The 13,703-nt window shown below is 71.0% G+C and carries 12 protein-coding genes; all 12 read right to left on the reverse strand.

The window, feature by feature from the left end; all coding sequences use genetic code 11:
* Positions 1-48 precede the first annotated feature (48 nt).
* A complete protein-coding gene (locus tag ABZ470_RS33975; RefSeq protein WP_352009007.1) occupies positions 49-336 on the reverse strand; it encodes a YggT family protein in 288 nt (95 codons plus the stop codon).
* A gap of 85 nt (positions 337-421) precedes the next feature.
* Positions 422-925: a cell division protein SepF gene (locus ABZ470_RS33980; protein ID WP_352009006.1), complete on the reverse strand. Its 504-nt coding sequence runs from the start codon at positions 923-925 to the stop codon at positions 422-424.
* A gap of 120 nt (positions 926-1,045) precedes the next feature.
* A complete protein-coding gene (locus tag ABZ470_RS33985; protein ID WP_352009459.1) occupies positions 1,046-1,711 on the reverse strand; it encodes a YggS family pyridoxal phosphate-dependent enzyme in 666 nt (221 codons plus the stop codon).
* Between the two features lie 129 nt (positions 1,712-1,840).
* Positions 1,841-3,253, reverse strand: a complete 1,413-nt coding sequence (ftsZ, locus tag ABZ470_RS33990; RefSeq protein ID WP_362916543.1) for a cell division protein FtsZ — start codon at positions 3,251-3,253, stop codon at positions 1,841-1,843.
* 224 nt (positions 3,254-3,477) lie between these two features.
* Entirely contained in the window at positions 3,478-4,146 is a 669-nt protein-coding gene (locus ABZ470_RS33995) for an FtsQ-type POTRA domain-containing protein (RefSeq protein WP_362916545.1), read from the reverse strand.
* Positions 4,147-4,177: 31 nt separating this feature from the next.
* Positions 4,178-5,584, reverse strand: a complete 1,407-nt coding sequence (gene murC, locus ABZ470_RS34000) for a UDP-N-acetylmuramate--L-alanine ligase (RefSeq protein ID WP_352009003.1) — start codon at positions 5,582-5,584, stop codon at positions 4,178-4,180.
* A 230-nt stretch (positions 5,585-5,814) separates the two neighbouring features.
* Entirely contained in the window at positions 5,815-6,903 is a 1,089-nt protein-coding gene (gene murG / locus ABZ470_RS34005) for an undecaprenyldiphospho-muramoylpentapeptide beta-N-acetylglucosaminyltransferase (protein WP_352009002.1), read from the reverse strand.
* A gap of 14 nt (positions 6,904-6,917) precedes the next feature.
* Positions 6,918-8,228: a putative lipid II flippase FtsW gene (gene ftsW / locus ABZ470_RS34010; protein ID WP_352009001.1), complete on the reverse strand. Its 1,311-nt coding sequence runs from the start codon at positions 8,226-8,228 to the stop codon at positions 6,918-6,920.
* Positions 8,225-9,631 carry a UDP-N-acetylmuramoyl-L-alanine--D-glutamate ligase gene (murD, locus tag ABZ470_RS34015; RefSeq protein ID WP_362916547.1) on the reverse strand — a complete coding sequence of 469 codons (1,407 nt, stop codon included), beginning with the start codon at positions 9,629-9,631 and terminating at the stop codon, positions 8,225-8,227. Before murD ends, ftsW begins: the two co-directional genes overlap by 4 nt.
* On the reverse strand, positions 9,613-10,671 hold the full coding sequence (mraY, locus tag ABZ470_RS34020) for a phospho-N-acetylmuramoyl-pentapeptide-transferase (RefSeq protein ID WP_352008999.1): 1,059 nt from the start codon (positions 10,669-10,671) through the stop codon (positions 9,613-9,615). Before mraY ends, murD begins: the two co-directional genes overlap by 19 nt.
* A complete protein-coding gene (gene murF, locus ABZ470_RS34025; RefSeq protein ID WP_362916549.1) occupies positions 10,668-12,107 on the reverse strand; it encodes a UDP-N-acetylmuramoyl-tripeptide--D-alanyl-D-alanine ligase in 1,440 nt (479 codons plus the stop codon). The genes mraY and murF overlap by 4 nt, the downstream gene beginning before the upstream one ends.
* Positions 12,108-12,119: 12 nt before the next feature.
* Positions 12,120-13,664: a UDP-N-acetylmuramoyl-L-alanyl-D-glutamate--2,6-diaminopimelate ligase gene (locus ABZ470_RS34030; RefSeq protein WP_362916594.1), complete on the reverse strand. Its 1,545-nt coding sequence runs from the start codon at positions 13,662-13,664 to the stop codon at positions 12,120-12,122.
* Between the last annotated feature and the right edge of the window lie 39 nt (positions 13,665-13,703).

A 13,703-nucleotide genomic window follows, 5' to 3' on the forward strand; every position in this document is an offset into this window, starting at 1 on the left:
TTCGGTCTCCTTGGCGCGCTTGGAGTCTGTCCGGAGGACGGTACCCGATCAACGAAGCGCGGACACGAGTTGGATCAAGCCCAAGACCCCAATGAACAGCATGGTGAAGCTTAGGTCAAAGGCCACCGTACCCAACCGGAGTGGTGGAATGAAACGTCGGAGGAACTTGAGGGGTGGGTCAGTCAGTGTGTACACGACTTCCGCCAGGACCAGGACGACCCCGGTGGGACGCCACTGGCGGGCGAACGACTGCACCATCTCAAGCACGATCCTGCCGATCAGCAGAACCAGGTAGAGGGACAGGACGGCGACCACGATCTCGCTAATGATCCCCACGGCCCGTACCCACCTCCATTCCGCTGCTCCGCCGCCCCCGGTCTCGTACGGACCCGTCCGGCCGGTAACTGTTCATGGTGGAACTCTAGCTCTGGTTGAAGAACCCGCGTTCCGCTATTCGAGCCTTGTCCTCAGCGGTCACCTCGACATTGGCAGGGGACAGCAGGAACACCTTGTTGGTAACACGTTCAATGCTGCCGTGTAGGCCAAAGACAAGACCTGCCGCGAAATCCACAAGGCGCTTCGCGTCACTGTCAACCATCTCGGTCAAATTCATGATGACCGGAGTACCGTCGCGGAAATGCTCACCGATCGTACGGGCCTCGTTGTAGGTCCTGGGATGAAGCGTGGTGATGCGTGCCAGATCGGTCGTACGGCGCTCCAGAACGGCCGTCGAGGGCCTCGGGGCGGGAACCCCCGGGTCGGTCTCGTCCTCACGGTCGTGGACCGTGCCAGGCCTCTCCTCGCCGGGTCTGCGCGAGTCTTCGAAATCCTCGTACTCGTCGTCGGGATAGCTGTCGTACCTCTCATAACGGTCGTCCTCGACAAGACCGAGGTAGACCGCCATCTTGCGCATCGCGCCGGCCATCGCTACTTCTTCCTCCGCCTTACCTCGACCTGTCTGGGGCGGTAGCCGCACCCCCTTGGAGCTCACCACCGAACGACCTCTGTGTGGGCATGTGGACGCCAAGGTCCACTTGGAGGGACATTACCTGACGAAGGGCTTTCTACGACCGAGCAACGCCGTACCGACACGCAGGTGTGTCGCGCCGTTCGCGACGGCCTCCGCCAGATCACCGCTCATCCCCGCGGAGATGACGACCGCCTCCGGGTGGTCCGCCCGTACGGCCTCCGCGATCTCCCGAAGCCTCGCGAACGCCCTGCCGGGCTCCTGCCCCAGCGGTGCCACGGCCATCACCCCGCCGAGGCGTATCCCCCCGGCCTCTGCGACGGCGTCCGCCAGGGTCGTGACCTGGGCGGGAACGACCCCGCCTCGCCCCGGGTCGTCGTCCAGGGCCACCTGCACCAGACATGTGATCTCCCTGCCCGCCCGGACCGCCTCGTGGCTGAGCGCGGTCACCAGGCGTGGGCGGTCGACCGAGTGGACGACGTCCGCGTAGCCGACCACGGAACGGACCTTGTTGGTCTGCAACTGACCGATGAAGTGCCAGGTCAGCCCAAGGTCCGCACACTCGCGGGCCTTGGCGGAGGCCTCCTGGTCACGGTTCTCCCCCACGTTCCGCACCCCGAGCGACGCCAGCAGGCGCACGTCGGAGGCGGGGTAGGTCTTGCTCACCGCGACGAGCGTCAACTCCTCGCGGGTACGGCCCGCGGCCTTGCAGGCCTCGGTGATGGTCGCCTCGACCACGGCCATCCCGGCCGCGATCTCGTCACGTCGTGTTGTCTCCGTCACATCTCCGCCGCTCGAACGCTGGGAAACCGGCGGAGCCCATTCTTCCCGCCACGGCCAGGTGGCCCGTCGCCCGCCTGGCCGTGAGCAATGTCACTTCAGGAAGTCGGGGACGTCGAGCTCCTCCTCCTGCTCCTCGAAGACCACCTGACGCCGCCTGGCGGGGTCGGGGACCCTGGCGGAGATCGGGGTCGGCTGAGGCGGCTCGGGCGCCGGACGCGGGATCGACACCGGCGGGGTGAGAGGCTCCTCCGCCCTGGGCGGCTCGGCCTGCTCAGCCGCGGGCGGCGTGTGGAGAGCGTGCTGGACCGGCTGGGGCGTGTGGTGCGGCGGGGTCTCCACGACGGGCGGCGGAGGCGGTGGGGGCGTGCTGACCACCGGCCTGACCTGGGCGGCGGGCTGCTCGGCCCTCGGCTCCACCCTGGGCTCGGCCTTCACCGTCGGCGCGGGCGGGCGCATCTGCACGCCCACGGAGGGAGGCGGGGAGGCCTGGGCCGGGCGTGCCTGGGGCTGCTGACGCGGCGGTGGCTGCGCCGCGGCCTCCTTCTTGTCCTCCGCCACGGGCTCGTCGAACCCGGCCGCGATCACCGTGACACGCACCTCGTCACCCAGGGCGTCGTCGATGACCGTACCGAAGATGATGTTGGCGTCGGGCGCCGCCGCGTTCGAGACGAGCTGGGCCGCCTCGTTGATCTCGAAGAGACCGAGGTCGGAGCCGCCCGCGATCGACAGCAGCACACCGTGCGCGCCGTCGATGCTGGCCTCAAGCAGCGGGCTGGAGACGGCCATCTCCGCCGCCGCGACCGACCGGTCGTCGCCACGCGCGTGCCCGATGCCCATCAGGGCCGAGCCCGCCCCGGACATGACCGACTTCACGTCGGCGAAGTCCAGGTTGATCAGACCGGGGGTGGTGATCAGGTCGGTGATGCCCTGGACACCCGAGAGCAGCACCTGGTCGGCCGCCTTGAAGGCGTCGAGCACGCTCACCTGCCGGTCGGAGATCGACAGCAACCGGTCGTTGGGGATCACGATGAGGGTGTCGACCTCCTCGCGGAGCGTCTCGATGCCCGCCTCGGCCTGCATCGCCCGGCGCCTGCCCTCGAAGCTGAAGGGCCGGGTCACCACACCGATGGTCAGCGCGCCGAGGGAGCGCGCGATGTTGGCCACGACCGGAGCGCCGCCCGTGCCCGTGCCACCGCCCTCTCCGGCGGTGACGAACACCATGTCGGCGCCCTTGATGACCTCTTCGATCTCCTCACGGTGGTCCTCGGCCGCCTTGCGCCCGACTTCGGGGTTGGCCCCCGCGCCGAGGCCGCGGGTGAGTTCGCGTCCGACGTCGAGCTTGACGTCGGCGTCACTCATCAGCAGCGCCTGGGCGTCGGTATTGATGGCGATGAACTCGACGCCCTTGAGTCCCTCCTCGATCATCCGGTTGACGGCGTTGACTCCGCCTCCGCCGATTCCTACAACCTTGATGACCGCGAGGTAGTTCTGCGGTGCTGCCACGACGAGGGGCCTTTCCGCTCGTTGACTTGCCATTTCATGCGGCACGGGGCCCGTGCCGTCGTTTCCAAAACCCTCACCCTCAAGTTGAGATTTAGATTTATGTCAACCTGAGGAGTGATACGGACAGTAGGAGTTGCCTCCAGGTGGGTCAACTAACCGCGCCGCAAGGCGTGTCCGGCGTGTCGCGGGCCGTCCTTTTCCCGGAAGGCCCGTCCTGCCGTGGATCACTTCACCGTCACGACGTCCGGGGAGCTCACGTCGTAGCTGTCGGCAGGACGTTTCAGCAGCGTGAGGAGGATGTCCGCCTTGTCGGCCGGACGGTCGGGGCCTCCCCACACGACCTCCCTGCCGTCCTTGAGGCGCAGCGAGACCGTCTCCGGCGAGGGCGCGAGAACCTCCGCCACCCTCGGGGCCAGACTCGGCGGCAGCGCGCCTATGACGCTCAGCGCGGCCAACGTGGCCGGGTCGCCCGTCTGCGGACGGTCGACCCGCAGCAGCGGAAGCATCGGCGGCCTGGTGGCCGCGACCTCGGTGACCACGCCGTGCCGGTCCACGACCGCGAACTTCCCGCCGACCGGGATCGCCGCCACCGGCTCGCGCTCGACCACCTTCACCCTCAGGGTGCCCGGCCAGTCCCGGCTGACCGAGGCCGACTCGATCTGCCTGATCCGCCTGAGCCTGCCCGTGACCTCGGCCACGTCGACGGTGGCCAGCGGCGCGCCGTCGGCCACCCCCGTCGCCTGCCGGATCTGCTCGGCGGGGACGGTCAGGTTGCCGACCACCTGGATGTCCCGCACCCCCAGGACAGGGGAGAGGAACACCAGCCAGGCGGCGCTGCCGACCACCCCCGCCGTGAGCAGCGCCAGGAAGGCGGGCCGCCACACGCCGTTCACCGCCTCACCCCGTCCCGCCCCCCGGCCCGGGTCACCGTACGGCCAGCTCCGCCACGATCAGGGGGCCGAGTTCGGTCACGTCACCGGCTCCCATGGTGAGCACGATGTCGCCCGGCCTGGCACGCCCGGCGACCAGGGCGGGGACGCTCTCCCGCTGCGGCGCGTAGACCACCTGTTCCCCGGGGAGCGGCACCCTTTCCGCGACCATGGCGCCGGAGACACCCGGTTCCGGATCCTCGCGGGCGCCGTAGACGTCCAGGACGACCGCCTCGTCGGCCAGGCCGAGGGCGACGCCGAACTCGTCGGCGAAGAACCTGGTGCGCGAGTAGAGGTGGGGCTGGAAGACCGCGATCACCCGCCCCGAACCGGAGAAGGACGCCACGACGTCACGCGCCGCCCGCAGGTCGGCCGCCAGCTCGGTCGGGTGGTGGGCGTAGCTGTCGAAGACCGCCACTCCCCCCGCCTCGCCCTTGGCCTCGAAACGGCGCTTGGCCCCGGTGAAGGCGGCCAGCCCGTCCCGGATCTCGTCGAAGGACACCCCGAGCTCCGCCGCGACCGCGACGGCCGCCGCGGCGTTGAGCGCGTTGTGACGGCCCGGGACCGAGAGCCTGACCTCCCCGTGGCCGACGATCGTGAAGCACACGCCCAGACCGTCGGGGACGACATCGGTGATCCTGAGGTCCGCCTCCTCCGCCACGCCGTACGTGGTCACCTTCAGGCCGCGTGCGCGGGCGATGGGGATGAGGGCCGCCGAGCCGGGGTCGTCGGCACAGACGATCATCGATCGTCCTACCCGCTCGGTGAACCTGGCGAAGCTGTCGTACACCGCCCTGGGGTCGCCGTAGTTGTCCAGGTGATCCGGCTCGACGTTGGTCACCACCGCGATGTCGGGGGCCAGCATGAGGAAGGAGCCGTCGCTCTCGTCGGCCTCTGCGACGAACACCCCGCCCGCGCCCTCGTCCGCGCCGAGACCGGTGGTCACCAGCTGGCCGCCGACGCAGTAGGACGGGTCGGTGCCGCACTTCTGCAGCGCGACCGTGAGCATCGAGGTCGTGGTGGTCTTGCCGTGGGTCCCCGCGACGGCGATCCCGGTACGGCCCGCCATGACGGAGGCCAGCGCGGCGGCCCTGGGGATCACCCGCAACCCCTGCCGCAGCGCCTCGCCGAGTTCGGGGTTGGAGTCGCGGATCGCGGTCGAGACCACGACGGTGTCGACGTTCTTGATGTGCGAGGCGGCGTGACCGATGTGGATCCTGCCGCCCAGCTCGCGCAGCTCGGTCACCAGCTCCGAGCCGCGCGAGTCGCTGCCCGAGACGGGCACGCCGCGCTTGAGCAGGATGCGGGCGATGCCGGACATCCCCGCGCCGCCGATCCCGATGAAGTGCACCCGGCCGAGATCCTCGGCCGCGACCGGGTCGACCAGTTTGACCAGGCTCATCGCTCGTCCGCCCCTCCTCGTCCGCCGCGCGGGCGTTCCCGCCCTTCGAGGACCCGCCTTCCCGCCATGAACCGCTCCCCCCGCTCGCTCACTCCGCGGCCGGCCTCGTCCCTCAGCCGACCACTCCACTCACTCCGCCGGGCTCGTTCCCCTCCCATGGGTCACTCCCCCCGCTCGCTCACTCCGCCGGGCTCGTTCCCGCCCATGGGTCACTCCCGCTCGCTCCCGGCTCACCGCTTCGCCTCTGCCGCGATCTGCAGCACCCTGCGGGCGAGCGTCACGTCGGCGTCCTTGCGGCCCATCCGCACCGCGGCCTCCGACATGGCGACCACGCGCTCGGGGTCGGACAGGATCGGCAGCACGTTCTGGATGATCCACTCCGGCGACAGGTCCGCGTCGTCGACCATGAGACCACCACCCGCCTGCACGATCGGCTCGGCGTTGAGCCGCTGCTCGCCGTTGCCGTGCGGAAGCGGGATGTAGGCCGCGGGCAGGCCGACGGCGGTCAGCTCGGCGCAGGTCATCGCGCCGCTCCGGCACAACGCGAAGTCGGCCGCCGCGTAGGCCAGGTCCATCCGGTCGACGTACTGCAGCACGACGTACTGCGGGTCACCGCGAGGCGGCTCGTACTCCAGTGTGTTCTTCGGGCCGATGACGTGCAGCACCTGCACCCCCGCCCGGCGCAGCGCGGCGGCGGCGCCCAGGGCGGCCCCGTTGAGGGACCGCGCGCCCTGCGAGCCGCCGGTGACCAGCAGCGTCGGCAGGTCGGCCTCAAGACCGAACCAGGAACGCGCCTTGTCCCCCATGGAGAGCCGGTCCAGCCCCACGATCTCCCGGCGAAGCGGGATGCCCACGTGCTGCGCCTTGGGCAGCGGCGTGTTCGGGTGCCCGGTGAACACGTGGTCGGTGAGCCGGGCGCCCAGCCGGTTGGCCAGGCCCGGCCTCGGGTTGGCCTCGTGGACCACGATCGGCACACCACGTCTGCGCGCCCCCAGGTAGGCGGGGGTCGCCACGTAACCGCCGAAGCCGACCAGCACGTCGGCCTGGACCCGCTCCATGATGCTCGCGGCCGTGTTGATGGCCCCGGCCAGGCGTCCCGGCACGGTGAGCAGCTGGGGCGTGAGGGCCCTGGGCAGCGGGACGGCGGGCACGAGCTGTAGCTCGTAGCCCCGGGCGGGCACCAGCCTGGTCTCCAGGCCGCGCTCGGTGCCGAGGCAGGTGATCCCGATGTTCGGGTCCAGTTGGCGCAGCGCGTCGGCCAGAGCCAGCGCCGGTTCGATGTGTCCGGCCGTCCCGCCGCCTGCGAGGACCACCCTCATGTCGGTCCTTTCACTTATCGTCTCTCTCGGGCCGGCCGTCGTTTCCGCGCCGGACCACCCAGGCCAAGCCAGCTTAGGCCCCGCGCAACCGGTCCGGGGCCACGCAGGGCGAGAGCCTCGCGCGCTCCGGGTTCCTGTTTGGCGAAGGAGAGCAGCATGCCGAGGGCGGCCAGGGTCGGCAGAAGCGCCGACCCTCCGTAGGACACCAGGGGCAACGGGATGCCGGTGATGGGCAGCACCCCGATGACCGCCCCGATGTTCACGATCGCCTGCCCGGCGATCCAGGCGACGGCGGCCGCGGAGGCCAGACGGACGAAGGGGTCCTTGACCCTGGTCGCCACCCGCAGTCCCGCGTAGCCGAGCAGACCGAACAGGGCGATCACCACGAGGGTGCCCATCAGGCCGAGTTCCTCACCGAGGATGGAGAAGATGAAGTCGCTCTCCGCGTGCGGGAGTCTGCCCCACTTCGCCCTGCTCGACCCGAGTCCCAGCCCGAACCAGCCGCCGCTGCCGATCGCGATCTGTCCCTGGACCGCCTGGTAGCCGGTCGTCTGCGCGTTGGCCCACGGGTTGAGCCAGCCCTCGATGCGGTCCGAGCGGTAGCCCTCGGTGCTGATCATGATGACGGTCGCGAGCGAGGCGACCGCCAGTACGCCGCCGAACAGCCGCAGCGGGGCGCCGACCACCCACAGCAGCGACAGGAAGATCAACAGCAGCACCAGCGTGGTACCGAGGTCGCTGCCCAGCATGACCATGACGGCCAGGATCACGGTGCCCGGCATCAGCGGGATGAACAGGTTGCGCCACTCGATCATCCCGCCCCGCGCCTTGCGGGCCAGCAGGTCGGCGCCCCACAGCAGCAGTCCCAGCTTGGCCGGCTCCGAGGGCTGCAGATAGACGGGGCCCAGGTCGATCCAGCGCTGCGCGCCGAGCTGGGAGGTGCCGACGAACAGCACCAGGACCAGCGCGAGCACCGACAGGACCATCAACGGGTATCCGGCGAGCCTGAAGAACCGCTGGGGCAGCAGCGAGCAGATCCACATGAGCGGGATGCCGAGGCCGACCGAGATCGACTGCTTGAAGAACCAGTAGAACGGGCTCCCCATCTCCTGCATGGCCTCGATGCTCGACGCGGAGAGCACCATCATCAGACCCAGGGCCAGCAGCAGCGCACTGCAGCCGAGGATCAGATAGTAGGAGGTCAGGGGACGGTTGAGCAGCTCACGGAAGGCGGTCAGGTGCTCGTGAGTCCTCGCCGTCCCCCCGGCCTCCGCGCGGCGCGCGGTCCTGCGGCGCCCGACGTCCTCCTGCGCCGCGGTGCTCACTCCGGCCCGCCGTCACGTCCGTCCGCGAGCCGGTGTACGGCCCGCGCGAACGCCTCCCCCCTCGCTGGGTAGCCGGCGAACATGTCGAGGGAGGCTCCCGCCGGAGCCAGCAGCACGGTGTCCCCGGGGGCTGCGAGCCTGGCGGCTTCGGTGACGACGCGGTCCATGACCCCAGTGTCTTGCCCCGCCACCTCAACCACCGGAACATTCTCGGCGTGTCGCGCCAGAGCCTGACGAATTCGCTCACGGTCGGCACCCAGCAGCACCGCGCCACGCAGACGGGGGGCGGCCCGCCGTACCAGGTCGTCCACCTCGGCGCCCTTGAGCTGCCCTCCGGCGACCCAGACGATCGACGGGTAGGCGGCCAGGGAGGCCGCGGCGGCGTGCGGGTTGGTCGCCTTGGAGTCGTCCACGTAGTCGACCTCGCCGACCCGGGCGACGTGCGCGATCCTGTGCGGGTCGGGGACGAAGTCCAGCAGGCCCCGCCGTACGGCCTCGGGGGGGACCCCGTAGGACCTGGCCAGCGCTGCGGCGGCCAGGGCGTTGGCCACATTGTGCGGCGCGAAGGGCCTGACGTCGGACAGGGAGGCGAGTTCCTCGGCCGCACGGACCGGGTCGGCCACGAAGGCCCGGTCGACGAGCAGGTCCTCGACCACCCCGACCTGTCCCGGTCCCGGCACGCCGAGGGTGAACCCCACCGCCCGCCCCTCCCCCAGGTACGGCAGCGCCAGCCGGGCGGGCCAGTCGTCGTCGGCGTTGTAGACGACCGTGCCCGCCCTGGCGAAGATCTCCCCCTTGACCCTGGCGTACTCCTCAAGGGAGCCGTGCCAGTCGATGTGGTCGGGGGCGACGTTGAGCAGGGCCGCGGCGTGCGGGGCCAGACCCGGCGAACGGTGCAGCTGGAAGCTGGACAACTCGACCGCCAGTACGTCCCAGGGGCCGGTGACCGCCTCGACGACGGGGGTGCCGACGTTGCCGACGGCCAGCGCCCGGTGCCCGGCGGCCTTCAGCATCGAGGTGAGCATCCTGACCGCGGTGGTCTTGCCGTTGGTGCCGGTCAGCGCCAGCCACGGCGCGGCGCCCTCGGGCCGCAGCCGCCAGGCCAGCTCGACCTCGCTGACGACCTCGACGCCCGCCCGCGCCGCGGCGAGCATCAACGGGTGACCCGGCGGCCAGCCGGTGGTGACCACCAGGCCGGTGCCTTCGGGAAGCTCCTGCGTGGAGGCGCCGAGGCGGACCTCGACGCCCGCCTCGGCCAGCTCGGCCGCGGTCTTCCTGACCCGTTCACCGTCGCCGCTCTCGACGACGACCACCTTCTCTCCCCTGGCGGCCATGGCACGGGCGGCGGCGGCGCCCGAGACGCCGAGTCCGGCGACGCAGATCATCACTGCTTCGGCATCCATTCCACGTAGAACAGCCCGAGACCGGCGGCGGCGCACAGGGCCGCGATGAGCCAGAAACGGACCACGATGGTCGTCTCGGCCCAGCCGGACAACTCGAAGTGGTGCTGGAGAGGGGCCATTCTGAAGACGCGTTTACCCGTCATCTTGAACGAACCCACCTGGATGATCACCGACAGGGTGATGAGCACGCACATACCGGCCAGGATGATCAGCAGGAGCTGGGTGCGGGTGGTGATGGCCAGGCCCGCGATCACACCGCCCAGCGCCAGCGACCCGGTGTCGCCCATGAAGATCTTGGCGGGCGGGGCGTTCCACCACAGGAAGCCCAGCAACGCGCCGAGCACGGCCGCCGCGACGACGGCCACGTCCAGCGGATCACGGACCCAGTAGCAGTTGGGACCGAGCTGGGTGGTGCAGTTGTTGCGCAGCTGCCAGTTGCCGATCAGGACGTAGGAGGCGAGCACGACGCCGGTCGCGCCGCTGGCCAGGCCGTCCAGGCCGTCGGTGAGGTTCACCGCGTTCGAGAAGCCCACGATCATGATGAGCACCCAGATCGTGAACCCGACGATGCCGATGGAGGGCCCGAAGTCCCGCAGGAACGACACGCGGGTGTCGGCCGGGGTGATCAGGTGGCCGTCGGGGAAGCGGGTCACCAGGATCGCGAAGACGGCGCCGACGATGAGCTGGCCCAGGGCCTTGGCGCCGCTGCGCAGGCCGAGGCTGCGCTGCTTGTAGATCTTGATGAAGTCGTCGAGGAAACCGACCGCGCCCAGGCCCGTCATCAGGAACAGCACCAGGCTCGCGGAGGGGGTCGGCAGGGTCCTGCTGTACAGGTGGGCGCAGGTGAAGCCGAGCAGCGCCGCGATCACGATGACGGTTCCGCCCATGGTCGGCGTGCCGCGCTTGTCGTGGTGGCCGGAGGGCCCCTCCTCACGGATGCTCTGGCCGTAGCCTCGCCTGGAGAACAGACGGATCGCCAGCGGAGTGCCGAACATCGACAGCAGCAGTCCGACCGCCGCCGCGATGAGGATCTCCATCATTGGCGCTCACCCCCGGTCAGGGCCTGCGCGACGCGTTCGAGGCCGGTGACGCGCGGCCCCTTGATCAGCACCACGTCCCCTGGGGTGAGCAGCGCCTCAAGCCCGGCCGAGGCCTCCTCGACGTCGGCCACGTGAACGACTCTGGTCGGTCTTCCCGGCAGCGCCTGCCGAGGTGCCCCCGGTGGTGCCCCCGCCTCGGGCGCGTCCGTGACGGACGCCGCGCCTGCCAGGACCGGGGCGGCGTCGGAGCCGACCACGAACAGGGCCTCCAGACCTGAGCTCGCGGCCATCCGCCCGACCTCGGCGTTCAGCGCGTCGCCGTCCTCACCGAGCTCCCGCAGGGCGGCGATGACCGCGAACCTGCGCCTGCCGCCCGCCAGGGCGTCCAGGGCGCCGAAGGCCGCGCGCATGGAGTCGGGGTTGGCGTTGTAGGCGTCGTTGATCACGGTGACGCCGTCCGGCCTGTCGCTGACCGCCATCCGCCAGCGGCTGCGCGGCTCGGCCTCTGACAGTTCCTCGGCGATGGCGGCGACCGGCAGGCCGAGCTCGTAGGCGACGGCCGCGGCGGCCAGCGCGTTCTCCACTGCGTGCTCGCCGTACAGACGCAGGGCGACCGGCGCGGTCCCCGACGGGGTGCGCAGCGTGAAACGGGCACGGCCCCGCTCGTCGAGGGTCACCTCCTCGGCGCGCACCGCCGCCCGCGGCCCCCTGCCGAACCAGGTGACGCGGGCGGCGGTGCGCCCGGCCATCCCGGCGACCAGCGGGTCGTCGGCGTTCAGTACGGCCACGCCGTCCGCGGGCAGTGCCTCGACCAGCTCACCCTTGGCCTGCGCGATGGCCTCCTTGCCGCCGAAGACGCCCAGGTGGGCGGTTCCGACGTTGAGGACGACACCGATCCTGGGCGGCGCGATGCGGGCGAGGTCCGCGATGTGACCCGCGTGCCTGGCGCTGAGTTCGAGCACCAGGTAACGGGTCTCCTCATCGGCCCTCATGACGGTCAGGGGGTGGCCGATCTCGTTGTTGAACGACTCGACGGGGGCGATCGTCGGACCGAGCCTGGCGGCGAGCCGGGCCAGCAGGTCCTTGGTCGTGGTCTTGCCCGCCGACCCGGTCACGCCGATGACGGTGGCCAGCGGCAGCTCGGCGGCCACGGCGGTGGCCAGCGCGGCGAGCGCCGCCAGGATGTCGCCGACGACGACCGCGGGGGCGTCGACGGGCCTGGAGGCCAGAACCGCGGTGGCTCCCGCCTCGACGGCCCCGGCTGCGAAGTCGTGCCCGTCCGCCCGCGTGCCCTTGATTGCCACGAACAGCGACCCCGGCTCCACGGCCCGGGAGTCGATGACGACCGGGCCGCGCACCACGGCACGGGGATCGGCCATGCCGGCGAGGGCGCCCGAGGTGATCTCGGCGATCCTGGCCAGCGGCAACGGGATCATGATGAGTCTTCCCTACTCTCCATACGTGCTTGCGTGCCCGGGCCGGTCGCGTCGCCTGACGATCGCGTCGGCGACGACCCGCCTGTCGTCGAACGGGAGCACCTGGTCCCCGACGTACTGGCCCTGTTCGTGCCCCTTGCCCGCCACGACGACGACGTCGCCGTGGCCCGCCCCGGCGACGGCGAGGTCGATGGCGGCGGCCCGGTCCGGCTCAATGATCACATGTGCGCGTTCGTGCGGGGACACGGCGAGGGCCCCGTCCAGCATCTCGGCGAGGATCCGCAGCGGGTCCTCGGAGCGCGGGTTGTCACTGGTGAGGATGGCCACGTCCGCGAGCCTGGCCGCCGCCTCCCCCATCATCGGCCGTTTGCCCTTGTCGCGGTCACCGCCGCAGCCGAGCACCACGGTCAGCCTGCCCGTGGTGACCTCGCGCAGGGCGTTCAGCACCGACTCGACCGCGCCGGGTTTGTGGGAGTAGTCGACGATCGCCTGGAAACCGTCGCCGCCCGGCACCCGTTCCATCCGGCCCGGCACCCCGGTCAGCGTCGCGACGCCCGCGATCGCGGCGCGCAGCGGCGCCCCCGACTCGACGAGGGCGACGATCGCGCCCAGCGCGTTGGCGACGTTGAACGGCCCCGGCAGGGCCACCGTCGCCTCCTCCTCGACACCTCCCGGGCCCACCACGCGGAAGGCGCTGCCCTCGGCGTCCAGGCGGACGTCCACGGCCCGCCAGTCGGCCTCGGCCGCGCCCGACGCGGAGAAGGTGGTCATCGGGATCTTGCCGACGGCCAGGAGCTCCCGGCCGTGGGCGTCGTCGATGTTGACGACACCCACCCGGCTCATCTCCGGGGTGAAGAGCCGGGTCTTGGCGGCGAAGTAGTCGTCGAGGTCCTTGTGGAAGTCGAGATGGTCCTGCGACAGGTTGGTGAACAGCGCGACGTCGTAGAAGACCCCGTCGACGCGGCCCAGCGCCAGGGCGTGGCTTGAGACCTCCATCGCCGCCGCCGTCACGCCCTGCTCCCGCATGAGGGCGAACAATCCCTGCAGGTCGCTGGCCTCGGGAGTGGTGAGCTTCGGGGTGAGGCACAGCTCGCCCGCGTGGATCTCGACGCCGCCGATCAGGCCCGCCCGGTGGCCCGCGGCCCGCAGCCCCGCCTCCAGCATGAAGGCGATCGTGGACTTGCCGCTTGTCCCGGTCACACCGATGACCGTCACGGCGTCGGCGGGCCTGCCGTACACCCAGGCGGCGACCCTGCCGAGGACGGCGCGTGGATCCGGCACGACGAGGACGGGCAGGCCGGTCGCGGCCGCCGCCTCACGCCCGTCGGGGTCGGTCAGGATCGCGCAGGCTCCCGCGGCCAGAGCCTGCGCGGAGAAGTCCGCGCCGTGGGAGGTGTTTCCCGGCAGGGCCACGTAGAGATCGCCGCGCTGGACCTGACGCGAGTCGATGGTGACCCCGGAGACCGGGGCCAGCGGCGCCCGTGACGCGCCCGAGGGCACGCCGAGCAGGCTCGCCAGTCCCGAGAGCGGGCGGGATGAGTTGTTCGAAGGTCGCATGGACGACGGGAAACGCACGGCGAGAGCGTACCTTCCCTG

The sequence above is a fragment of the Streptosporangium sp. NPDC020072 genome, assembly GCF_040631445.1.
Lineage (GTDB): Bacteria > Actinomycetota > Actinomycetes > Streptosporangiales > Streptosporangiaceae > Streptosporangium.